Raw genomic sequence first — 23,693 nt, 5'->3', positions numbered from 1 at the left:
GAGGTAGCGTCATTTTCGAAACAGCGTCACACTGATAACGCCACCGAGATCGCCAATCTCGCCGCCCTCTTTCGGATAGCCGGTGATATCCAGCTCTCCCTTCGGCCCGCCATGACAGGAGAGGCAGCCCGGCGTGTAATATTCCGGCACCAGAACCCGAAAGGCGGGGCGCCCGTCCTTCTCCGCGAGGGCGGAATACACTGCGCCCGGCTCCCAGTCCGGCGCTGCCAGCGTCTTGCGAATGGCCTCGATTTCCCACTCATCGGGGCGCGCCTTGCGGTTGCGGATCAGCTCCGGCGGGGCGGTGACCTTGACTTCGGCCTCCGCGCCCATCTTGCTCTGGAACTCCTCATTCACCAGGCGGGCGAAAACGGCGGGGACGAAGCCCTTGAAGCCGATATCCGGCTGGTTGATGGTATCCTGATGCTGCTCCACGACGTGGTAGATCGCCTCCACCTGCGCGCGGAGCAGGCGGCTTTTCAGATCATCCGATTCAAGATCCGGCGCCTCGCCGCCCTTTGCCTTGATGAATTCCTCAATCGCCCGCGCCCGAACGACCGCCCCCGTCAGCCCCTTGTCGCCGATCGCCGGGTCGTTGATCAGATCCTGATTTGCCCCGATGACCGCGCGGGCGGATTGCAGCATCGTCGCGAGATCGATCGCGATATCGTAATCAATGTCGGTGTCAGCCGCATATCCGGGGAAAGAAACAAGCAACGTCAGGGCATAGAGCAGAATCGCGAAGCGTCTGGTCCGGTGTATGATAAACATTCCACACCTCCCCGGTTTGCAAATCACTTTAACGGCCGTGCCGTCATGATTTGCAGAAGATGCAGAATATCAATTTACCACCAATCCGTAAAGGATTTCACTCGGGGAATGGAGACACTCCCCGCTCATACACGCGTCACCGCGCGGCAGGGCGGGTGTTCAACTATATGGACAAGCGCGGAAAGTCCGCTAACATGGTCTTCTAATAATAAACAAAAAGATGAGTTTGCCATGACCTTCACCCTGAACGAAGCCGACGTCATTGACCGGATTTTCGCCCATATGGATGCGAAGACCACCGATGCGGGAGAGCGCGTCTGGCGCGAGCCTGTGGAGAATTACCGCTCAATCGAGCGCTTCAACGCGGAGATCGAGCTGCTGCGCCGCCTGCCGGTGCCCTTCTGCCCGTCCGCCGCGCTGCCCGAGGCGGGATCCTTTATTGCCCGCACGGCGGCCCAGACGCCGATCGTCGCGGTGCGCGGGGATGACGGCGTTGTCCGCGCCTTTCGCAACGCCTGCCGTCACCGCGGCATGGCGGTGGCCTCGGGGAGCGGCTGCGCCCGCGCCTTCGTCTGCCCCTATCATGCCTGGACCTATGGCCTCGATGGCAATCTGAAGCATATTCCGGGGCGCGAGGGATTTCCCGATATCGACATGAAAGCCCACGGGCTCGTTCCGGTCACCGCCGAGGAGCGCGGCGGCCTCGTCTTCATCACGCAGGAGACGCCGGTTTCAAACGGCGCGCTTGATGCGATGCCCGAGATCCTGAGCCCCCTTCAGGATATGTTCGCGACCGATGAATATAGCGATGCGGCGAACTGGAAGCTGATCGCTGAGACCTCCATGGAGGGCTATCACATCAAGAGCCTGCATAACCGGAGCTTCTATCCATATGGCCTCGACAACACCAATATCGTCGAGATTTCCGGTCTGAACTCGCGCATTATTTTCCCGTTCCGCCGCATCAACAAGCTGCGCGACATTCCGCGCGAGAAACGCCGCATGAGCGGGATGACGACGGACGTCTTCCAGTTCTTCCCCAACACGCATCTTTCCGTTCTCTCCAACCACACGCAGCTCGTGATACTGGAGCCGATCTCACCGTCGGAGACGCTCTCGATTGTTTATCGGCTCCGCAATCTCGATGCGAACGGCGCGCCGGTCGATCTTGAAGTCGCCCGGCGCGATGCGGGTTTCGTCAAGAACTCCGGCATCGAGGAGGATCGGGAAGCGGCGCGGACCATCCAGGCCGGGCTCGGCTCCAAAGCCAACAGCCATTTCACCTTCGGCCATTATGAAAAGGCAATCGTTCACTTCCACGAGAACCTTGCCGCGCATCTTAGGCGGATGGGCGCGCCTGCGGCCTGACCGCGCGCCTTGTAAAACAAGGGCCGCCCCGCACTCTGCGAGGCGGCCCTTTTCCGTTCAGGCGCTCTGACGCACGACCCGGTGCTGCTGATGGCCGAGACCCTTGATTTCAAGCCGCAGCTCATCGCCGTCGCCGAGAAACACCGGCGGCTTCATGCCAAGCCCGACGCCCGCGGGCGTGCCGGTCGAGATAATGTCGCCGGGCTCCAGCGTCATGAAGGAGCTGACGTAGCTGACAATCTTCGCGATATTGAAGATCATATTCTTCGTCGAGCCGTTCTGGCGCACGTCACCGTTGACGCGCAGAAGGAGATCGAGGGCGCCGGGATCGCCAACCTCATCGGCGGTCACCAGCCAGGGGCCGAGCGGCGCGAAGGTATCGTGGCTCTTGCCTTTCGTCCACTGCCCCTGCCGATCCATCTGCCAGCCGCGCTCCGACAGTTCGTTGACGATGAAATAGCCCGCGACATGATCGAGCGCCTCGGCTTCCGAGACATTCTTCGCGCGTGTGCCGATGGCACAGCCGAGCTCGATTTCCCAATCGAGCTTCGTCGCGCCTTCAGGAAGCTCCACATCGTCATAGGGGCCGTTGATCGCCGAGGTCGCCTTCATGAAAATGATCGGCTCCTCGGGGATCGGAAGATCGGCCTCCCGCGCGTGATCGGAGTAGTTCAGGCCGACGCAGACCATCTTGCCGACATTGCCAAGGCAGGCGCCGATACGCACGTCGCCCGGAACCACCGGCAGCGCCGCGATATCGAGCGCGGCGATCTTCTGGAGCGCCTGCGGCGTGATCGCCTTTCCGTCGAGATCGCTCACAACGCCGCTGAGATCCCGGATGGCGCCGGCGCTGTCGATAATGCCCGGCTTTTCCGCCCCTTTATTGCCATAGCGTAGCAGTTTCATTTTTATCCTCTTCTCATTGCTTTCTGTTGATGGATGAGCCGCGATAGCCGTCGACCCCGGCAGTTTTTTGCCGGGCGGCTCAAAGCGGGTTTAAATCTTGCGGCGGGCGGGCGCCCTTCAGCCCCGTCGCGCCTCCCGGTGGGACGGCATTGCCTCGCCATTCTCGCCCATTGCCGCCTCGATCGCGCGCGCCGCATTGTGCAGCGCCTCGATGATCCGCTGCTCCAGCTCCCGCCCGACGTTACTGCTGATGAAGGTCGCCGCGACCATGCGGGTCATGCGCTCGAACGAGAAAACCGGCACCGCCACGACCGTCGCGCCGCGAAAGAAATTCTTATCGATGGAATAGCCCCGCTCGCGCACGATATCGAGCTGGCTCTGCCAGTCCTCGAACGAGATCGGCACTTCCCAGCGCACGCGGTCAAATTCGCGGCGCAATTGGGCTGGCTCAAAGGATGAGTAGGCGGCAACGCATTGTCCTGCGGCGCCCGCAAGGATCGGCACGCGGTTGCCGGGAGAGACATAGATCGCCGGCCCCGACTGCGCCCGTTCGGCCTCCACCACCATCAGATACTGATCGCCATAGGTGCGCTCAATCAGCGAGGAGGTGACCGGAAACTCGGAGGCGAGACTGCGCAGGATCGGACGGCTCGTCAGGCCGATCGAGTTCACGGCGGAGGTGTAGCCCGCGATTTCCGAAATTGTCGGCCCGATCCGGTAGATCCGGCTTGCATCGTCATATGTCACAAACCCGGCAAGCAGAAGTTCGTGCAAAATATGCGTGCATGTGCTTGGAAATATGCCGAGTGCACTCGCGATATGGCTCGCCCGTCCGCCCTGCTCTGACTTGGCGAGAGAGCGGGCAGGCTGATAGATTTAAACTCAGGAAGGACACCCGCATGCCTCTCCCAGCCACTATAATCTTCAATCTGGCTGGCAACCAGCCGGTTAGAGAGAGTACCCGGCACATGTTTGCTGCCCCCATCTGCCAGGCCGGCGTGATGCCCGGCGATGCAAAAGGCGAGAATACGGCCAAGGCCGGGACCATAAAGCTGCATGGCTTCCCGTGCGCCCGCCGTCGAATGATCCGGCCCCCTGAGTCCGCCATTGTGGCGGATATAAGCCTGAAATGCCGCCGACGTTTTGCCGATATCATGCAACCGTCCCGCTGCAACCCCAAGCCCTGATGCATCGAACCGGTCGGCGAAGCGGCCGGCCATTTCCCCAACCAGCGCGAGATGATCAGAAAGCGGCTCCCATTTCTCCTCGGCGACAGAATCCGCCGAATGTGCGAACACAGCGCGACTCACACAACCCCCTCAGTTGTATAATTTGCAAATAATTATACGCTTATATTTTGTATTATTAAATTACTTGCAGCAACTTCCAAGTGTGTCAACAGGTGATTCTTCAGAAGGCATACGCATTTTGAAATTTTCGCCTGGGAGCTCTGCTCATCTTGATTGCTCACACCGAGCCCGCATTACCCTCCGTGGAGCGCGGCAGAACAAATAACTAACACGAAAAAGGGCGCGCCGACCGGCGGGGTCGGGTGCGCCCTTTGAAGGATGCGAGCGACGATGCGCGCCCCGGCGGAGGCGCTTCAATCGGCGCGCGCGGGAGTTGACGGGCCGCGCCGCCGCGGCTTATGCGTCCCTGGCTGCCACGAGATGGCCGCTTTTGCGGGCGATCTCGGCGATGGTCTCAAGCGCCTCGGGATTGACGAGGGAGGAGGTATCGCCGAACGGTTTGCCGAGGCAGACGGCGCGCACCAGCCGGCGCATCACCTTCATGTTGCGCGTCTTCGGCAGGTCCGGAACGATGAGGATAAACTTCGGCTTGTAAGGATAGCCGAGCCCGGCGATGACCGCATCCGAAAGGGCTTTTTCAACCTCCGGCCCCGGCGCGACGCCGTCGTTCAGCACCACGACGCAGGCGACGCCCTCGCCCTTGATGTCGTCGGGAATGCCGATGGCCGCCGCCTCGCGCACCTTGCCGGTGGCGTTGAGAAGCGCCTCGATCTCCGAGGGGCCGGTCCGCTTGCCGGCGATTTTCAGCGTATCGTCGGAGCGGCCGAGCACGAACCAGAAGCCGTCCGCGTCGCGCACCGCCCAGTCGCCCTGCCGCCAGCAGCCCGGAATATCGCGCCAGTAGCTGTCAAGATAGCGCTCGTTATCATTCCACAGCCCGCGGCTGAGCCCGATCGAGGGTTTGCGAAGCACCAGCTCGCCAACCTCGCCGGTCGCGAGCGACTTGCCCTCCATATCGACGATATCCGCGCCCATCCCCGGCACCGGCTCGGAGAAGGCGCACGGTTTCATCGGCCGCAGCACAGAGCCCGCGAGGATGCCGCCGCCGATTTCCGTGCCGCCCGTGTAGTTGATGATCGGCGCATCGGACTTCAGTACATTCTTGAAGGTCCACCACCACGCATCCGGCGTCCAGGGCTCCCCCGTCGAGACGGCGATGCGGAGCGAGGAGATATCATGATCGCCCGTGCCCGCGCCATGCATGAAGCTGCGGATCAGCGTCGGCGCAAGACCGAAGAAGGTGACGCGGTGCTTTTCGATCAGCCGCCAGAGGCGCGTCGTGTCGGGATAGTCGGGCGCGCCGTCGGCAAGGACGAAAGACGCCCCCATCAGCGTCGCGCCAAAGGCGAGGATCGGCCCGACCAGCCAGCCCATATCGGAGAACCAGATAATGCGATCGCTGCTCTTCATATCCATCATCAGCGAGAGATCGAGCGTCAGCTTCGCCGCAAAGCCGCCGTGCGTGTGCACCGTCCCTTTCGGCTGGCCCGACGTGCCGGAGGTGTAGACGAGGAGCGCCGGGGTCTCGGCCGGGAAGGGCTCGTTCGGGAGATCCGCCGGCTGATCCGTGCAAAGCGCATCCCAATCGACATCCTTCGGCCCCATCGTAACCTCAAGCCCCGTGCGGCGAAGGCAGACGACATGGCGGACGTTCGGCGCGCGCTCGACGGCGGCATCGACAAATTTCTTCATCGGCGTCACCTGGCCGCGCCGTGACGTGCCATCGACGGTGAGAACGGCAACCGCGCCGGAGGCCGAGAGACGCGCGAGGATGGCATCGACGCCAAAGCCCGAGAAGAGCGGCATGACAACGCCGCCGATCTTGGCGACCGCGAGCAGCGCCGCGACCGCCTCATTCACATTCGGCATATAGACGGCGACCACCTCGCCCTTCTGGATGCCGAGGGATTTGAGGCCGGCGGCAAGGCGCGAGACTTCGCCATCAAGCTCCTCATAGGTCCAGATGCGCGTCTCGCCGCTCTCCGATTCGCCAAGGATCGCGGGCGCCTTCCAGATCTTTGTGTCGCGATGACGGCCGAGCGTGTTTTCAACGATATTCGTCTCGCCGCCGATGAACCATTCGGTAAATTCGATGCCTTTCGAGCTGTCGAAAATTTTCTTATACGGCGTCATAAAGGTGAGCTGCGAGGCGATGGCGTCCCACCACCATTCCGGCTCCGCCTCGGCGCGGCGCATCAGCGTCTCATAGTCAGCGATATCATGCTTCTTCATGAAGGCGACGAGATTGCTCTCGGCAATCAGCTTCTCACCGGGCTCCCAGACGATGCTTTGACGGGACAGTTCAGTCATTGTTTTTATCTCCAAGCCGATTGGAATTCATTGGATCAGTATGAGAGCGGCGTCAGGCCCGCTCAAAAAACGTTGCGGCCCTTAACTCCCGCGCGCGCCGGCGGCCGTGCCGGGTATTGTAAAGCGCCATTTGCCGGACGCAACGGCGGAATACGGCCCTTGTTCCGCCTGATGGAATATCACGGGCGCGCCCCGCGCACTTCCCGACCCTCTCCCTTTGCGTCCCCATTTCGTGCCGGCGCCGGCGCCGCATTTGTCGCCGTCGCGTCTCTTTTTTGCTTGCGCAATGAAATCAAAGGTTGCAAACCCAACCAAAGGTTGTTATAATATTGCCCATACGCGGTGATATTTGGGAGCAGCCCCCGATAAATATCGCCCCGCGGCCGGGAGGTTGGCTCTCCTCAGGTCCGAAAATATTTATCTTTACATTGAACAAGTCACGATGACGGGCGGCGCGTTGGCCCTCATTTTGTGGCCTTTAAAATCGGCCGGTCGGCCCCGTTTTCGCATTTCAAATCGCGGCATTTTCAGCCGCCCCAACCCCGATGGATCCGCACAGCCCGGCAGGAAGGAGCCTGCCGCCGCGGGAATGGAACAGAGGAGAGAGACAAGGTAAAACGCCCCTCCCCGAAGGGAGAGGCGCATCTTTAAAGGCGATCAGATCGGGCAGTCCTTGCGGAAGTTCGGGCTGCGTTTTTCGCGGTGCGAGGCGACGCCTTCCTTGACGTCTTCGCCCATGAAACCGAGCATTTCAAGCGCCGTGGAGGCATCGAAAATCGGGCCTGCCTGGCGCAGCCAGTTGTTGAGAGAGTATTTCGTCCAGCGAATCGCGCTCTGGGCGCCGTTTGCGAGTTCAACCGCCGTATTCAGGGCGATTTCCTGCAGTTCATCATCCTCGACGCACATGGAGACGAGGCCGATGCGCTCCGCTTCCTCGCCGGAAACGGGCTTGCAGGTGAGGAGATAGTATTTCGCTTTCGCCATGCTGACGAGGAGCGGCCAGACGATTGCCGCCACGTCACCCGCCGCGACGCCGAGACGCGGATGGCCGTCGACGATCTTGGCGCGCTTTCCGGCGATCGAGATATCGGCGAGGATGCCGACAACCAGACCCGCGCCGGCGGCCGGGCCGTTGATCGCCGAGATGATCGGCTTGTTGCAGTTGATGATGTTGTAAACGAGGTCTTTGGCTTCTTTCCAGGTCTTCATGATCGCGTCAAAGTTGCCGACCATATTCTCGATCAGGCCGAAGTCACCACCGGCGGAGAATGCCTTGCCCTCACCCGTGACGATCACGGCGTTGATGTCCGGGTCGCGGTCGATATCGCGCCAGATATCGGTCATCTGGGTATGGGTTTCCTCATCGACGGAGTTGAAGGTCTTCGGATTACTGAAGGTAATCCGCAGGACGCGCTCGGCCGGATAGTCGATTTTCAGTTTGGTATAGGCAGAATAACGATCAGTCATTTTTGCTTCTTTCTCTTTCGAGCCACCATTGCTGATGACGGCGTGGACGGAATTATGATTGGCCAGGGATGAGCCGATGAGCCAACAGGAGGACTGCTATGGGATCATTCTGGCGCGTAGTCATCGAAGGCGAAGCCTTTTCACAAGTTGGATTGATGCCCCGGAAACAAGGGCAGAGGGCAATGCCTGAAAACATTTCCTAACATTTGTTAGATTACTGCGGGCGACTTTCGCTTGTCAATGCACAAGATGCGGACATGGCGGCAAATCTCCGGCGCGATGGCGGGAGGGCCCGGCAAAGTCCGGCGGGCGGGCGCAGCGAGGCGCGAAATAAAGGCACGGAAAAAGCGGCGCGGAAAGAGCGGCGCGGCGCGTGGGCCCCGGTGATCTTGCCGCCGCCCCGGCGGGTGGCTGCGGCGACGCCGGCCGGAGTGTTGGCAGCATCAATAGCGTGAGGTGCCACGCGGCGGGGCGCTGGCGCAAAGGCGCGGCGAGGAGCCGTCTGGCGGAGCCTTGGAACAATAGGCGGGCGGAGGATATCCGCCCGCTCTCAAAAATTATGATCGCCGAGGTTTCGCCGCCCCGCCCGGGGACGGCCGGCAGGCGAGCGGGCGATCGGCCCGCCCTGCCCCGGTTATCCGCCGATCGACATATTCGAGGTGATGCCGCCATCAACGGTGAAGATGACGCCCGAGGTATAGCCCGACCGGTAGGAGGCGAGGAAGGCGAAGAGGTCGGCAATCTCGCGCACCGACGCGGGGCGGCCGAGCGGGTAATTCGCAAGCAGCTCGCCGTAGCGGCTTTCATCGCCGAAACGCTCCTTGGCGCGGATTTTCATGATTTTCACGATGCGGTCCGTCGCGACCGGGCCCGGATTGACGCCGACGACGCGGATATTGTCTTCAAGGCTGCGCCCGCCCATCGCCTTTGTGAAGGCCATCAGCGCCGCGTTGCCGGTGGTGCCGGCGATATAGCGGAAGTCGTAATTCTCGCCGCCGCTGCCGATATTGTTGAGGATAACGCCGTGGCCGCGCTTCTTCATGCTGGCATAGAACAGCCGGGTCATATCGATATAGCCCATGACCTTGACTTCCCAGCCCGGCCGCCAGTCATCGGCGCCGACCTGCCAGAGATCGCCGCCCGGAATGGCGCCCGCGTTATTGACGAGGATGTCGATATCGCCCGCCGCCTCATGCACGCGCTCGATGTCGCCGCGCCTGGTGAAATCAGCGGTAAAATAATCGGCCGTGATGCCGTGCGCCTTTTTCAGCCGCTCGGAAATCTCCTTCAGCCGGTCCTCCTGCCGGGCGACGAGGAAGAGATTGGCGCCTTCTTCGGCGAACACTTCCGCAAGCCCCTCGCCGATCCCTTGCGAGGCGCCGGTGATCAGCACGCGTTTACCTTTAAGTCCCAGATCCATTATCCTACCCTCACTTGAAAGACGAAGAGGGCGGCGGCGATAATCCGCCCGGCCGCCCCTGAGTTTCCCGAAGGACGCTGACGTTAGCGCAGATTCTCCGGCAATTGGCGGAGCGTCAGCGCGACCTTGACCGCGCCCGGCTTCTCGAAGGTGTCGGCATCGACAATGCGGACATCGGCCTTGAAGGCGAGCGAGTTGCGAAGATGCGTCTCGATCGATTTTTTCAGCTCCGCATCATCCGCCGGCGAGCGCGCGGGGCCGCGCTCGACCAGAACTTTCAGCGCGCCCTGCGAGGTATGCCCTTCAAAATCGGCATAGACACGCATCACGCCGTTGGTTTCCGGCACCATCCCGGTGATCACGCTCTGGATCGCCGAGGGGAAGACGTTGGCGCCGCGAATGATCAGCATGTCATCGGTCCGGCCGATGCAGCGGACCTTCGGACCCGTCCGGCCACAGGCGCAGGTCGTGCCCAGCACCTCGACATGATCGCCCGAGCGGAAGCGCACCAGCGGGTTCGCCTGCCGCCCGATCGCGGTATAGACAAGCTCGCCCTCCGCGCCGTCGGTGAAGGGGATGACTTTCTCCGTTTCCGGGTCCAGAAGTTCGGTGATGATATAGTCGGGCGCGACCATATGCATGCCCTGCTGGTGATGGCATTCGCCCCAGTAGGCGACGCCCATGTCGGTGCCGCCCAGCATCTCGCAGCATTTTGCGCCCCAGAGCTTCTCGATCTTCTCCCGGATGGCCGGAATGCCGCCCCCCGGCTCGCCGCCGACGAGGACAACCTCAACGCCGAGGGTTTTGGCTTCGACGCCAAGAATTTCCGGCGCCTTTTCGGCGAGGAACATGGTGAAGTTCGGTGCGCCGGCGAGCACCCGCGGGCGCAGGTCCGCCGCCGCGCGCAGCAGGCGGTCCGCGCCGCCGTCCGCGCCGATCGGAATATCGACAACGCCCATATACTGCATCGACTGCGAAATCGGCAGGCCGCCGACGAAGCCCTTGGCCATGGCGAAAGCATGCAGCGACATGTCGCCCGGGCGAATGCCGGCGGCGAAGAAGCAGCGCGCGTCCATTTCGTGCCACATCTCCGCATCATCCTCCGTCAGCGCAACGTAAGACGGGCTGCCGGTCGTGCCGGATGATGCCTGCATCTGGAAGACATCCTTGCGATCGGCGGCGAGGTGAAGGCCGAACGGCGGCTTGGCATGCAGGCTCTCGCGGATTTCGGTCTTGTAGGTGAAGGGCAGCTTCTGCAGATCCTCAACGGTGCGGATCTCGTCAAAGGTGACGCCGGCGTCGGCAAATTTCTTCTGATAGAATTCGGACCGCCCCTTCAGATAGGCCATCTGTTCGACAAGTTTCTCATCCTGAAGCTTGCGCAGCTCATCGAGCGGCATCATTTCAACCGGATGCCAGCAGGGCGCGTCTTTCTTGGAAAGTGCGTCGGGGCGCCGATACTGCATCTTATATTCCCTGGAGGCCATTCTTCTTCCTTTTTCGCATCGCTGGAGTTGTCTTGTTTCCTGCCCCTCAAGACCCGGGGCCGGTATGGTTCCGGGAGGAAAGCCTAACTTACGTTCGAAAACAAGACAAGACAAATTACGGCCGCGAGAGGGATATTCTGCACACCGGAAAAATTCTCTATGCGATTGTTAATAAAGGGAAAAATTGATTTTGAGGAATGTACATCCGGGCCGCGGAGGACGCGGCTGCGGCCGCGCCCGGGGCACAGCGGGCGGCGGGGAACGCCGCGAAAATCGCCCCGCCCCGGGCCGTGCAATCGCACCCCGGGGCGGGTGACGCGTTGGTGTCAGCCGTGCATCGTGAGGCCGCCGGAGACCGAGATGGTCTGGCCGGTGATAAAGCCCGCATCGTCGGAGGCGAGGAAGCAGACGATCCCGGGATAGTCCGTCGGCTGCGCGAGGCGGCGCATCGGGATGGCCTTTTTCAACGCCTCGGTGATGCGGTCGGCGCCCGCGCCGCCGCCGGCGATCCCGGCAAAGAGCGGCGTGTCGGTCGGGCCTGGGCAAACGTTGTTGAGGGTGATGCCGGAGCGGGCAAGCTCACGCGCGACCGTCTTGCTGAAGGCAATCAGGCCGCCTTTGCAGGCCGAATAGACCGCCTCGCCCGAGGAGCCGACGCGGCCCGCATCGGAGCTGATATTGACCACGCGCCCGCCGCCGTTTTTCACCATTCCCGGTAGAACAGCGTGATGCATATGGAGCGGGCCGTAAAGGTTGATATCGATCACCTTTTTCCACAGCTCGACGTCCGAATCAAGGAAGCTCACCATCCGGTCCCAGCCCGCATTATTGACCAGAACATCGATCGGGCGCACTTTTTCCGCCGCCGCCACCGCACGGTCAACCGCGGCGCGGTCGGTGATATCAACGGTATAGACGGCGCCCTTGCCGCCCTTCTCCTCGATCAGCCGCAATGTCTCCGCCGCCCCGTCGCCGTTCATGTCAAACAGCGCAACCTCAGAGCCTTCCTCGGCAAACCGGCAGGCGATCTCGCGCCCGATGCCGCTGCCGCTACCCGTTACGATGACGTGCTTTCCCGCTAATCCGCGCATTTTATTCACTCCCGGATCTATAATTAATTGAACTTCGCTAGGCTACAGGGTAAAATCAAACAATTGTTCGAATTACCTTGCTTGACATTCTTCTGTCAAGAAGGAATTAAAAGCCATGAACGTAAAACTAGAAATACCCGATCTTTCCAAGACGGCGACGAGCAAGTCGGAAAGAACCCGGCTTACGATTTTATCGGCGGCAGCGAAACAATTCAAAATGCGCGGCTATGGCCCCTCTACGCTTCGCAAGATCGCCGATGCCGCGGGCGTGGAAGCGGGCAGCATCTATTACCACTTCGCCTCGAAGGAGGAGGTTTTCAACGCGGTGCTCGATATCGGGCTGACGCAGCTTTACATCGCGGTGAAGGATGCGCGGGCGGAGTGCGAGGCGGCGGGCGCCGGCTTTCGCGACACCTTCCAGCAGATGGTCGCGGCGCATCTCTCCTATCTTCTGAAAGAGAACGACTTCACCTCCTCCAACATCCGCAATTATTCCATGCTGGCGGAGCCGATGCGCGAGCGGCACCGCCCGCTCCGGCTCGCCTATGTCGATCTCTGGGACACGCTGCTGAAAAAGGCGCAGGCAAAGGGCGACATCCGCTCCGATATCAAGATCATCCCGCTGCGCCAGTTCCTGCTCGGCGCGCTCAACTGGATGGGCGAATGGTTCAACGCCTCGCGCTATCCCGTCAGCATGCTTTCCGAGAGCGCCGCGACGCTGATCCTCGACGGGATGCTGGTGGACGCCTGCAAGCAGCCCTTCGCGATGACCGAGCAGGAGGATTTCACTGCGGCCTGCCTGATCGACGAGCCGGAGACGAAGGTCGCGCGCACGCGGATGCATATCCTCTCCTCGGCGGCCCGGGTGATGCGCGCCGTCGGCTACAGCGCCGCAACGCTCCGCCGCATCGCCGCCGAAGCGGAAATGGAAAGCGGCAGCATCTATTATCATTTCAGCTCGAAGGAAAATCTGCTCGACGAGGTGCTCGATCGCGGCCTTCGCGAGATGGCCGACGGCGTCTCGAAAATCCTCTATGACGAGACGCGATACCCCGATCTCAGCCACCAGCTCGCCGCCGCGATCAATGCGCATATGCGCGTCCTCTTTGCGCGCAGCGAATTCACCTCGGCGAACATCCGCATGTACGGGCAGCTGCCGCAGGAGCTGCGCGAGCGGCACCGCCCGGTGCGCCGCAAATACGCCGCCGCCTGGGATGCCTGCCTGCAAAATGCGCAGGCGAGGAAGGTGATCCGCGGCGATTTCGACGTGATGCCGCTCCGCCTCTTTCTGCTTGGCGCGCTCAACTGGACGGTCGAATGGTTCGACCCCGCCAAGGGCGATCAGGACGGCTTCTACACCCTTCAGGAAATGATTGCCCTGCAGCAGACGCTGCTGCTGAACGGCATTGCCCGGAGCGACACGGCAGACGCGTAAAGCCTGCGCCCCACCCCCGATATCCGCGGTGCCGCGCGCCTCATCTCGCGGCGGATTCGCGCGCGCCCTGCCCCATTCTGCGGCGCGATTGAGGGCTGAAAATTGCTATCGCGCGCATGACGCCCCAAAAAACTAACAAATGTTCAAAATCATTGACGGACATTCATCGATATGCATAGATTATGGCGAATTTTACGCGTCGGCTGATGCGCAACCAGCAACAGATTAAAGGGGAGAACAGGAGGTGTCCAGGTGACTGTAACGTCTTTAGCGCAATGTTTGCAGAACACATCGCGCCTTGTTGGAGACCGGGTTTTCATCAGCTTTGAAGGCGAGAAGCTCACCTTCGCCGAGTTCGATGCGAAAACATCGCAACTTGCCAATGTGTTCAAGGAATATGGCGCCAAACCGGGCGATGCCATCGGCATTTACCTGCCGAGCCGGCCGGAACTTGCGGTCGCCTACTGGGCGTGCCAGAAAATTGGCGCGATCGCGACGCCGATCAGCAGCATGAACCGCGCCCGCGAAGTCCGCAACACGGCCTCGCGCACCGGGATGAAGCTGATTCTCACCGCACGCGACACGCTCCCCTATGCGATTGAGGTGCGCGACGAGATCGGCAAGCCGGCCACGATCTTCATGACCGGCGGCGCGGCCGAAGGCGCGCTCGATGTCGATGCGATGATGGCGAAAGCCGACACCAGCTTCCCCATCCCGGCGAATTTCCAGCCCAATGACGTGGTCGCGCTCTTCTTCACCTCCGGCACCACGGGCGAGCCGAAGGGGGCGATGCAGACCCAGCTCAGCCAGTATACGACACTCCGCGACATGGCGGTGCATGGCGGCTTCCGCTGGGCGAAGGAAGTCTTTCTCTGCGCCCTGCCGCTCTTCAACAATTTCGGCGCCACCTGCATGATGAACGGCGCGGTCTATTCGGGCGCGACGATGATCCAGATGGAACGCTGGGACACCGAGGCGGTGCTCGACGCGATCACCCGGGAAAAGGTCACCTATCTCGCCGGCTCGCCGACGATGTTTCTCTACATGCTGCGCGATTTCGATCCCAAGCGGCATGATCTCAGCTCGCTGAAAACCTGCGTGACCGGCGGATCGCCCGTCTCGCCGAACGTCATGGAGCAGTTCCAGGAACAGATGGGCATCCCGCTGCTGCAGATTTACGGCGCGACCGAGAGCACCGGCTATGTCACGGGCGAACCGCTCTACGGCATCCGCAAGCGCGGCTCCGCCGGCCTGCCGATCGGCGGATCGACCATTCGCATCGTTGATGATGCGGGCAACGAGCTGCCGACGGGCGAGATCGGCGAGATTTGCATTTCCGGCGACGCGGTCGGCGCCGGCTACTGGGGCGATGCCGAGACGACGGCGGCGAGCTTCACGCCGAAGGGCTGGCTGAGCGGCGACCTTGGATATCAGGATGAAGATGGCTATATCTTCATTGTCGATCGCAAGAAGGACGTCATTATTGCGGGCGGCTACAATATCTACCCGCTGGAAGTCGAGGATCTGCTCTACCAGCATCCGGACATCCGCATCTGCGCCGTCATCGGGCTCCCGGACAAGGACAAGAGCGAAATTCCGGTCGCTGTCGCGATCCCGCATCCGGGCCATACGCTCGACGGGGCGGAAATTATCGCCTACTGCCGCAAAAACCTGTCGGCCTATAAATGTCCGCGCCGTGTGTTTACCGTTGAGGACATGCCGCTCGGGCCGTCCAACAAGATCCTGAAGCGCACCCTTCGCGACTGGTATGTCGAAGGCAATGGCAAACTGATAGAGGTAAAATAATAATGACAGAACAGAAATCCGCGACTGAACGCGGCCTGCCGCTCGCGGGCGCTGTCGCCCTGGTCAGCGGCGCCGGCGGCCCGATGGGCGCGGCCATCGCCGCACGGCTGGCCGCCGACGGCGCGGCGCTCGGTCTTATCGATATTTCCGGCCGCCGCCTCACGGCTGTTGCCGATGGCATCAAGGAGCGCCATCCCGGCATCCGGCTGCACGCCGTGCGGGCCAATGCGGTTGATGGCGACGAAACCAATGCCGCCATCAAGGAGATTGTCGAAAATCTCGGCGCGGTGACGACGCTGGTCAATGTCGTCGGCGGTATTCGCGGCGGCGAGCTGATCACCCCTATTCTCGGCATGAGCGAGGAGCGCTTCGACAGCACCTTCGATCTCAACCTGAAGCCGCTGTTCTGGATGGTGCAGGCGACTGCGCCCGGCATGATCAGCGCGGGCAAGGGCGCCATTGTCAATATTTCCTCCGTGACATTCGCCGGCGACGGCGATCAGCCGGAGTACGGCGCAGCCAAGGCGGCCGTCTCATCCCTCTCCCGGTCGCTCGCTATCGAGCTGGCGCCGGCGGTGCGGGTGAACTGCATTGTTCCGGGCCTGATCCAGACCTCGGTCATCGACAATGCCGCCCCGGACATGGTTGCGCTATATAAAAATCGGTCGTTGCTGAAACGCTTGGGCCGCCCCGAGGATATCGCGGGCGCAGTCAGTTTTCTTGTTGGTCCCGATTCAGAATATATTACCGGTGTCTCGCTGCCTGTTTCAGGAGGGATCCCTGCGAATCTCTAGGGATTCGCCAGCGTGAAAGAAGTCATGATAATACACAAGAAAGGGAGTAAGTCATGTCTATGAAGAAACTTATCGGTATCACTGGCGGGGCGCTCATCGCCCTGTTCAGTGCGCAGACGGCGGCGTCCGCCGACGAGATCCTGAAAGTGGGTCTCTCGGCGCCGATGTCCGGCTCTGCGGCCGCCTGGGGCCTCGGCTTCGAATATGCGGCCGAGCAGGCGGTTGAGAAGGTTAATTCCGAAGGCGGCATCAAGGCCGGCGGAAAAACCTACAAGCTCGAACTGCATGTCTATGACAACAAGTACAACGCCGCCGAAGGCGCCAAGACGGCGCAGACCATGCTGAACCGCGAAGGCATCAAGTTCATCGTCGGCAGTATCGGAACGGCACCGGTGCGCGCAACGCAGGCGCTGACCGAGCGTCAGGGCGTTCTGCTGTTCAACACCGGCTGGGGCAAGAGCATCAAGGGTCCGGATTTCCCGCTGACCTTCACGCAGATGAACACCCCGTTCGAAATCCTCGCGCCGTTCTTTGGCTACATCAAGGAACAGCATCCGGATCTCAAGACCGTCGCGATGATCACGCCGAACGACGCAACCGGCCAGGAAATGGAGCCGGTCGCCATTGATACGTGGAAAAGCCTCGACGTCGAGGTGATCTCCACCGACCGCTACGAGCGCGGCACGACGGAATTCCAGTCGATCGCGACGAAAATCGCCAACAGCAAGCCCTACGCCGTTGACTTCGGCGCCTCTCCGCCCGCTGACGTCGGCTCGATCCTGAAGGAACTCGACGTTCTGGGCTGGAACGGCATCAAGATTGTCGCTCCGGGTACCTCCGCGGGCACGCTCTCCAATATGGCCGGCGCGGCTGCGGAAGGCGTCTATCTCGGTGCATCCGCTGACTTCCAGGGCGATTCCGCCAGCGAAGCCCAGCGCAAGCTGAACGAGGGCGCGGTTGCCAAGCTCGGCGAATCCCTCAACAACATCACCATCTCCAGCTATGACGCGGTGATGGCGCTGAAGGCCGGTATCGAAGCCGCCGACAGCATTGATCCGAAGAAGGTTGCCGAGGTTCTGCCGACGATCGTGTTCGAATCCTCCTACGGCCCTGCCGCATTCGGGGGCAAGGATGTCTACGGCTCGCCGCAGCAGATCCTGATCCCGGTCATGATCACGCAGATCAAGGACGGGGCAGCCGTTGAAGTCGGACGCGTTGCGCCCGACGAGCTCAAGGAACGCCTGAAGACCAACTAAGTCACCAAACCGCCGATGCGCCAGCCTGATCCCAGGCTGGCGCATCCTCAATCTGGCCACGTAACGACCGGACCATATCGATGGAACTACAAGTACAGCTACTTATGAATACGCTGCAGATCGGGTCAGTCTATGTGCTCTTCGCACTCGGACTGACACTGATCTTCGGCGTCATGAAAATTGTCAATTTTGCCCACGGCACCTTCTTCACGGCAGCGGCCCTGATTGTCGCCTCTGTCATGATGTGGGGCATCGGCTCGATGGAGATGTCCGTCTGGCTTTCCTATGTCCTTTCCTTTGCGCTTGCGCTTGTGGCAGTCTGTATTATCGGTTTCGTCGTTTATGTCGGCGGTTTCCAGTATGTCCTGAAAGACCTGAACGGCTCGTTCATCCTGTCGATCGGGCTGCTGCTGCTGCTCAACGGCACCTACCTGATTATCTGGGGCGGCGTGCCGCGCTCCATCCCGGCGGTTGTCCCGGGCACGGTGACCATTCTCGGCGCCAGCCTGACGATGCAGCGGCTGGTGCTGATGATCGTCGCGGCGGTCATTACGATCGGTCTTTATATTCTTGTCCACCGGACCAAACTCGGCCTTAGCCTGCGCGCTGTCGCCGAGGATCAGGAAGCGGCAGCCCTGCAGGGCATTCCCTTCCGTCGCGTGGCGCTCTACGGCTTTCTCATTGGCGCGACCCTCGCGGCCTGCGCCGGAGCGCTGATGGCGACCGTCACCCCGGTGACCACGGTTATCGGCGATGACTTCCTCGTCAAAGCCTTCATCATCATCATCATCGGCGGGCTCGGGAGCGTTGTCGGCGCCATCATCGGCGGCCTTCTCATTGCGCTCATTGAAAGCTTTGGCGGCTATTATTTCGACCCGTCCACGGCAACGCTTGTCATGTTTGCGTTGGTCATTGTCCTGCTTATCGTTCGCCCACAGGGGATCCTAGGCCATGCTGAAAAATAATCCGGGGCTCGTCATCAGCATTCTGATCGCGATTGCCGCGGTCTGCTTTGCTCTGTTCGGCAACGATCCGTACTATGTCCAGGTTATCATCTGGGTCTTCTCGCATGCGGTGATCGCGGCCACGCTTCGCTTCGTCCTGTTGATTGGCGAGCTGAATATCGCGACCGCCGCCTTCTTCGGCATCGGCGCCTATACCACAGCCGTCGCGGTGACGATCTTCGACCTGCCTTTCGTGGTCGCGCTGATCGTCGCAACGCTGGTCTCGGCAGCCGTGAGCGCGCTGTTCGGCTGGATCACGCTCCGCACCAAGGGGCCGTACTTCCTGCTGATCTCCTTCGCCTTCACCGAAGTCGTCCGGCTGCTCTACACCAAGACGGAAGTCCTCGGCGGCAACTCCGGCATGATCGGCATCTATCCGCCGCTCGGGCTGGATCCCTATTTCCCGGCCATTGCCGTTGGCGTTCTCGCGCTGATCCTGTTCGTGCTTTATGCGGTGGAGCGCTCCAACCTCGGGCGCGTGTTCAAGGCGATCGAGAATAACGAGGATATCCCCCGCTCGGTCGGCCTCAATGTGATCGCGCTGAAAGTGCTCTGCTTCGTCATCGCCTCGGCCGCGGTCGGGCTGTCGGGCAGCATTCACGCCTTCACCAACAACGTGATCGCGCCGGCGGACTTCACCTATTTCGTCGCGGTCCTCGCCCTCGCCTATGTCAAGATCGGCGGCGAAGGCCATTTCGCCGGCCCCATCATCGGCGCAACGATCCTGACGCTCGCCGCGCAGTGGCTGCTGAGCTTCGGTCCCTATGAGAATATCTTCTACGGCGCGATCATCATCGGCGCCCTGCTTCTCATGCCGGACGGCCTCATCGGCCTCAAGGATCGTTTCAAAAGCCGTTCCAGCAAAAGGAGGGATGCGCAGTGACCGATATGCAAACCACCATGTCTTCGCCCGCCGCACCGGCGGGCGAGCGGAAGGTTCTCCTGAAAGCCGAGAATCTCGAGCGCCGCTTCGGCGGGCTGACCGCAGTCGCGGACTTCAGCTTCGAGCTTTATGACGGCGAGATCCTCGGCCTGATCGGCCCGAACGGCGCCGGCAAGAGCACGACCTTCAACCTGATCAGCGGTTTTATTCCGCCGACCTCGGGCAACCTCGTGTTCCTTGGCGAGAATATCACCCGCAAAAGCGCGACGCATATCAGCCGCATGGGCCTCATCCGGACGTTCCAGCATGACAGCCTGCTGAGCGATATGTCGGTCGCCGACAATATCGTCATCGGCACGACGCGTCGCCTGAAATCACCGGCCGCGCGCGAGCAGAAAATGCGCGAAATGGCGAAGCTGACGGGCCTTGAGGATCATCTCGACGTGATGGCGGGCAGCCTGCCGCACGGGCTGCAGCGCATGCTGAGTATCGCGATCGCGCTTGCCGCCGAGCCGAAAGTCCTCTGCCTTGACGAGCCGCTGACGGGGTTGCAGGGTGTGGAGGTCGCCGCGGCGCTTGATCTCTTCGAGATGATCCGCAGCCAACTTGGCATCACCATCCTGCTTGTCGAGCATAACATGCGGGCCGTGATGCGGATTTGCGACCGCATCCTGGTACTCAATCACGGCCGTCTCCTCGCCTCCGGCACGCCCGAGGCCGTGAGCCGCGATGAACATGTTATCGAAGCCTATCTTGGACATAAAAAATGAACCAGTCGAACGTCATTTTATCCATCACCGACCTGTTCGTCAGCTATGACGGCGTTCCGGCCCTCGACGGGGTGAGCCTGACGGTCAAAAAGGGCCAGATCACGACCATCGTCGGCGCCAACGGCGCCGGGAAAACCACGCTGATGAAAGCGGTCGCGGGCCTGCTCAAGCCCGGCAAGGGCCGCATCGAATTCGAGGGGCAGGATATCACCGGCCTCGCCCCGGCCGAGACCGTCGCGCGCGGGCTGACGCTCGTGCCCGAAGGGCGGCGGCTGTTCCCGACCATGAGCATTCGCGACAACCTGATGTCGGGGGCCTATATCCGCACCGACAGGGACGCCATCGAGAAGGATTTCGCGATGGTGCTCGATTATTTCCCGATCCTCAAAGATCGCCTCGGCATGCCGGCCAACTCACTCAGCGGCGGCCAGCAGCAGATGCTCGCCGTCGGCCGCGCGCTGATGGCCTCGCCAAAGCTGCTGATGCTCGATGAGCCGTCCATCGGCCTTGCCCCGACGATTGTCGAGACGATCGGCAATATCATCCAGACCATCTCCCGCAACGGCGTCGATATCCTGCTTGTCGAGCAGAACGCCCATATGGCGCTTGAGCTCGCGGAGGATGCCTATGTGCTGGAAAACGGCCGCATCTCGCTCACCGGAAAGGGCGCGGAACTGCTCGAAAACGACAAGGTGCGCGAAGCCTACCTCGGCCTCTGACACCCCCGTCCCGCTCCGCGCGGACCGGGCAAACCCGACAAAGGGGAAGCAACCGCTTCCCCTTTTTTGTCGCCGCCATCCGCGCGACTGTCACGGCGGGCTTATAATCCGCATCGACAAAGACGGGCGGGACGGGCTAGTATTCGCCACAAAACAACAAGAAGAACAGACGCGTTGCGCCCCTTCCCCCTGATCCTGATCTCTTTCCACGGAGGCACCCGATGTCGAGCCTGATCACCGAAACCGACGGCAACCTGCTGAAACTCACCCTGAACCGTCCCGACCAGATGAATGCCCTGTCGGCCGATCTTATTCAGGACGTCACCAACACGCTCCATGATGTGACGGCGAAACGCCTGCCGGCGCGCGCCATCCTCATCACCGGGGCCGGCCGCGGTTTCTGCGCCGGGGCGGACCTGCAGGGCGACGGGCTGGCGAAGCGGCGAAAGATGATCGAAGGGCAGATGATGGCGGGGATCAACCGCCTCATCCTCGCGATACGCGAAGCGCCGGTGCCGGTGATTGTGGCGCTGAACGGCCCCGCCGCGGGGGCGGGCGCAGGCCTTGCGCTTGCGGGCGATATCATCATCGCGGCGCGCTCGGCGAAAATGCTGACGGCCTTCTCGCGGATCGGCGCCGTGCTCGATGCGGGCATGTCGTGGTCGCTCGTCCAGAAGCTCGGGCTCTCGCGGGCGACCGCGCTCGCCATGTTCGGCGACTATGCCATCACCATGGAGGAGGCGAAGGAATGGGGTCTTGTCTGGGAGGTGGTCGAGGATGAGGCGCTGATGGCGCGCGCGGGCGAAGTCGCAATGCGGCTTGCCAACGGGCCAACGGTTGCGCTTGGCCTGATCAAACGCGAGCTCGCCTTCGCCGAGGCGAACAGCCTTGCGGATTCGCTGCGTTTCGAGGCCGCGTGCCAGGGCGAGGCGTTCCGCAGCGAGGATTTCCCCGAAGGCGTCAAGGCGTTTCAGGAAAAGCGCCCGGCCAATTTCAGGGGCGAATAACGCGCTCAGGCAAAACTGTCGGAGAGCCGTCGCGCTTCGCCGCGCGGCGTCTTTTCGGCGGTTTTGTTCCATTTTACGCAAAAAAACCGTTAATCAGGCAAATTTCGCCTTCATCAGTCTTTAATTTTTTCCCCGTAAAGCTCTAAAATACAATCCTTGCCTCTGAAGCCTATGAGAGAAAAATCATGATAAACCGGCTGCAAACGCTTCTTACCCTGATTGTCGCCCTGTTTGCCCTGACGGCCTGCGAAAGCAATCCACTCTCTTTCGGCTCGACGCCCGCAGCCTCGACTCAGACGGCAGCGCCCGCCACCGCCAGCGTGCTGGCCGCCAACCCTTCTGCGCCGGGCAGCATTCTTTTTGTTATCAAGCCATCGCAGGTCGGCAATTATTACGGCTGGCAGATGGAGCTGCGCGCGGCGGAACAGAACAAGGGATTCAAGCCGTTCATCACCAATTCACTGAATGAAGGATATGTACTCCGTACCGACCTCTGGCCCGACCGGTACTGGCTGCGGGTGCTGTTGCGCGGTGATGTGGAACTTAACCAGTGGATTGATGTACAGGCCGGGGAAACCCGGGTCGTGGTTGTTGATATCGGCTTTCTGATGAATGATATTACGGTGCTGGCGCGAAATTCACCCGATCTGGCAACGGCGCAGCAAACTCCGCCGCGCGAAGTCCTCTCCGTCGCGCAGACATATGACCCCCTGAACATAGTGCTCAAGGTTGACCTGGTGGCAAAATATAACGGCCCGAGAAAAGGCGACATCCCTTACGGCGAAGGCGAGGTCACGCTTCTTGATAAGACAAGCGAGATCGGGAAAATGCCGCAGGCGGTCGTTCAGAACGGACGGTTGACCGGCGATATTGTCTTCAAGGACGGGCGAACCACGACCGCGAGGCTGGACGAGAGCTATTCCTTCCCCGAGGGCACTCGGACAAGCTGGCCGAACGGGACGCATTTCGAAGGTCGCTACTACGGCGTAAGCCCGACCTATGGCACGATGACCTGGCCGAACGGGGCCCGCTGGACGGGACCGATTGCTGATTACAGGCCCTATGGTCCCGGCCAGGCAACCAGCCCTGATGGCACTCTCTTCGAGAAGGTGCCGGGGATGAATGCCAGTCTCTATAACGGCGCCTATCCGTGCACACGTGCGGGACAGGCCCCCGGCACATGCTATTTCGTCAACGGCGAGCAACTCGCTTCGGAAGCCGACTATCTGGCGCAGCTGGAACGGGTGAAACGCGAAGCGGAAGCGGCCACGGCTGTTGCCGCAGCAAAAGCGGCAGAGAAGCAGGCGAACAGTCAAAGTCAGCCTGCCGCCGCCCCCTCTGCGTCGCAGCCGATTGATGGCTGCACCTATGTCGAGGGGGAATTCGGCGCCGATGCCGGGCTCAGCAAGCTGACGCTCGACGGGCGCGGAAGCGGGCATCTCTGGCAGCAGACATATGGCGGCGCGACAACTTACACCATGGATATCGACTTCACCTATTCCGGCACGCGCAACAGCATGAGCTTCAATTATCAGCCCGCAGAATACCGGGACGCATCCGGCGCTCTGCTCCGCACCATTCCGGTGCCAGGCGGCACGGGGGACTGCGACTATGATGGCCGGAACCTCACGATCAACGGCAAAGTTTATACCCGAAGCTGATCTCGTGCGACGCGGCTCACCCCGCTCATCACCGCAGAAAAGGTATCACAGTCGCGGGGCATTGCCGCTCGCATAACCGGTTTTGAACCAGCGCACGCGCTGCGCCGAGGTGCCATGCGTGAAGGAATCGGGCACCACTGTCCCCGCCCCTCTCTTTCATCGGTCTTTAAGATATTCTCCGTAATGCTACGCCCTATCGGACGCCTCTGCTCAATGGAAAAACATGAT

The 23,693-nt window shown here is 61.3% G+C and carries 20 protein-coding genes and 1 pseudogene; 11 read left to right on the top strand and 10 right to left on the bottom strand.

Going from position 1 to position 23,693, the window contains the following annotated elements:
- Positions 1-9: 9 nt before the first annotated feature.
- Positions 10-771 carry a Tll0287-like domain-containing protein gene (locus V7Z56_RS12735; protein ID WP_334129882.1) on the bottom strand — a complete coding sequence of 254 codons (762 nt, stop codon included), beginning with the start codon at positions 769-771 and terminating at the stop codon, positions 10-12.
- A gap of 231 nt (positions 772-1,002) precedes the next feature.
- On the opposite strand from V7Z56_RS12735, the gene V7Z56_RS12730 reads away from it, so the two are divergent.
- Positions 1,003-2,139, top strand: coding sequence for an aromatic ring-hydroxylating oxygenase subunit alpha (locus tag V7Z56_RS12730; RefSeq protein WP_334129881.1), 1,137 nt, complete (start codon positions 1,003-1,005; stop codon positions 2,137-2,139).
- A gap of 57 nt (positions 2,140-2,196) precedes the next feature.
- On the opposite strand, the gene V7Z56_RS12725 is transcribed toward V7Z56_RS12730, so the two are convergent.
- The 8 genes from V7Z56_RS12725 to V7Z56_RS12690 form a co-directional block, all read right to left on the bottom strand.
- The gene (locus tag V7Z56_RS12725) at positions 2,197-3,045 is read right to left on the bottom strand and encodes a fumarylacetoacetate hydrolase family protein (RefSeq protein ID WP_334129880.1); all 849 of its coding nucleotides are present in this window, start codon (positions 3,043-3,045) and stop codon (positions 2,197-2,199) included.
- Between the two features lie 117 nt (positions 3,046-3,162).
- Positions 3,163-3,819, bottom strand: coding sequence for an IclR family transcriptional regulator domain-containing protein (locus tag V7Z56_RS12720; RefSeq protein ID WP_334129879.1), 657 nt, complete (start codon positions 3,817-3,819; stop codon positions 3,163-3,165).
- Positions 3,789-4,343: a CRISPR-associated endonuclease Cas3'' gene (locus V7Z56_RS12715; RefSeq protein ID WP_334129878.1), complete on the bottom strand. Its 555-nt coding sequence runs from the start codon at positions 4,341-4,343 to the stop codon at positions 3,789-3,791. The genes V7Z56_RS12720 and V7Z56_RS12715 overlap by 31 nt, the downstream gene beginning before the upstream one ends.
- Before the next feature lie 348 nt (positions 4,344-4,691).
- Positions 4,692-6,665, bottom strand: coding sequence for an AMP-binding protein (locus tag V7Z56_RS12710; protein ID WP_334129877.1), 1,974 nt, complete (start codon positions 6,663-6,665; stop codon positions 4,692-4,694).
- Positions 6,666-7,322: 657 nt separating this feature from the next.
- Entirely contained in the window at positions 7,323-8,132 is an 810-nt protein-coding gene (locus tag V7Z56_RS12705; RefSeq protein ID WP_334129876.1) for an enoyl-CoA hydratase/isomerase family protein, read from the bottom strand.
- Positions 8,133-8,766: 634 nt separating this feature from the next.
- Positions 8,767-9,552: an SDR family oxidoreductase gene (locus V7Z56_RS12700; protein WP_334129875.1), complete on the bottom strand. Its 786-nt coding sequence runs from the start codon at positions 9,550-9,552 to the stop codon at positions 8,767-8,769.
- Positions 9,553-9,635: 83 nt separating this feature from the next.
- Positions 9,636-11,018 (bottom strand): phenylacetate--CoA ligase family protein, encoded by a 1,383-nt coding sequence (locus V7Z56_RS12695; protein ID WP_334129874.1) that lies wholly within the window; start codon positions 11,016-11,018, stop codon positions 9,636-9,638.
- A gap of 347 nt (positions 11,019-11,365) precedes the next feature.
- Entirely contained in the window at positions 11,366-12,130 is a 765-nt protein-coding gene (locus V7Z56_RS12690) for an SDR family oxidoreductase (protein ID WP_334129873.1), read from the bottom strand.
- 115 nt (positions 12,131-12,245) lie between these two features.
- Here V7Z56_RS12690 and V7Z56_RS12685 point away from each other — a divergent pair, with 115 nt between their 5' ends.
- The 10 genes from V7Z56_RS12685 to V7Z56_RS12640 all read left to right on the top strand — a co-directional run bounded on the left by V7Z56_RS12685 (position 12,246) and on the right by V7Z56_RS12640 (position 23,465).
- Positions 12,246-13,565 (top strand): TetR family transcriptional regulator, encoded by a 1,320-nt coding sequence (locus V7Z56_RS12685; protein ID WP_334129872.1) that lies wholly within the window; start codon positions 12,246-12,248, stop codon positions 13,563-13,565.
- 252 nt (positions 13,566-13,817) lie between these two features.
- Positions 13,818-15,371, top strand: a complete 1,554-nt coding sequence (locus tag V7Z56_RS12680) for a class I adenylate-forming enzyme family protein (RefSeq protein WP_334129871.1) — start codon at positions 13,818-13,820, stop codon at positions 15,369-15,371.
- Positions 15,372-15,373: 2 nt separating this feature from the next.
- Positions 15,374-16,165: an SDR family NAD(P)-dependent oxidoreductase gene (locus V7Z56_RS12675; RefSeq protein ID WP_334129870.1), complete on the top strand. Its 792-nt coding sequence runs from the start codon at positions 15,374-15,376 to the stop codon at positions 16,163-16,165.
- A gap of 59 nt (positions 16,166-16,224) precedes the next feature.
- On the top strand, positions 16,225-17,421 hold the full coding sequence (locus V7Z56_RS12670; RefSeq protein WP_443023812.1) for an ABC transporter substrate-binding protein: 1,197 nt from the start codon (positions 16,225-16,227) through the stop codon (positions 17,419-17,421).
- Positions 17,422-17,501: 80 nt separating this feature from the next.
- Positions 17,502-18,386, top strand: a complete 885-nt coding sequence (locus V7Z56_RS12665) for a branched-chain amino acid ABC transporter permease (RefSeq protein WP_334129868.1) — start codon at positions 17,502-17,504, stop codon at positions 18,384-18,386.
- Positions 18,373-19,308 carry a branched-chain amino acid ABC transporter permease gene (locus tag V7Z56_RS12660; RefSeq protein WP_334129867.1) on the top strand — a complete coding sequence of 312 codons (936 nt, stop codon included), beginning with the start codon at positions 18,373-18,375 and terminating at the stop codon, positions 19,306-19,308. The genes V7Z56_RS12665 and V7Z56_RS12660 overlap by 14 nt, the downstream gene beginning before the upstream one ends.
- A gap of 5 nt (positions 19,309-19,313) precedes the next feature.
- On the top strand, positions 19,314-20,078 hold the full coding sequence (locus tag V7Z56_RS12655; protein ID WP_334129983.1) for an ABC transporter ATP-binding protein: 765 nt from the start codon (positions 19,314-19,316) through the stop codon (positions 20,076-20,078).
- Positions 20,075-20,797 (top strand): ABC transporter ATP-binding protein, encoded by a 723-nt coding sequence (locus V7Z56_RS12650; protein WP_334129866.1) that lies wholly within the window; start codon positions 20,075-20,077, stop codon positions 20,795-20,797. Before V7Z56_RS12655 ends, V7Z56_RS12650 begins: the two co-directional genes overlap by 4 nt.
- Before the next feature lie 221 nt (positions 20,798-21,018).
- Complete coding sequence (locus V7Z56_RS12645) at positions 21,019-21,804, top strand: enoyl-CoA hydratase-related protein (RefSeq protein ID WP_334129865.1); 786 nt, start codon at positions 21,019-21,021, stop codon at positions 21,802-21,804.
- A gap of 185 nt (positions 21,805-21,989) precedes the next feature.
- Entirely contained in the window at positions 21,990-23,465 is a 1,476-nt protein-coding gene (locus V7Z56_RS12640) for a hypothetical protein (RefSeq protein ID WP_334129864.1), read from the top strand.
- Here the strand turns inward: V7Z56_RS12640 and V7Z56_RS15720 are convergent.
- Positions 23,450-23,621 (bottom strand): annotated as a pseudogene (locus V7Z56_RS15720) (neutral zinc metallopeptidase); the annotation flags it as partial. The gene V7Z56_RS12640 and the pseudogene V7Z56_RS15720 sit on opposite strands and share 16 nt — an antisense overlap.
- Positions 23,622-23,693: the final 72 nt, after the last annotated feature.

The sequence above is a fragment of the Sneathiella sp. genome, from assembly GCF_036844445.1.
GTDB lineage: Bacteria > Pseudomonadota > Alphaproteobacteria > Sneathiellales > Sneathiellaceae > Sneathiella.
The sequence above is the reverse complement of the archived record's forward strand: the minus strand, read 5'-3'. Positions and strand labels throughout refer to the sequence as shown.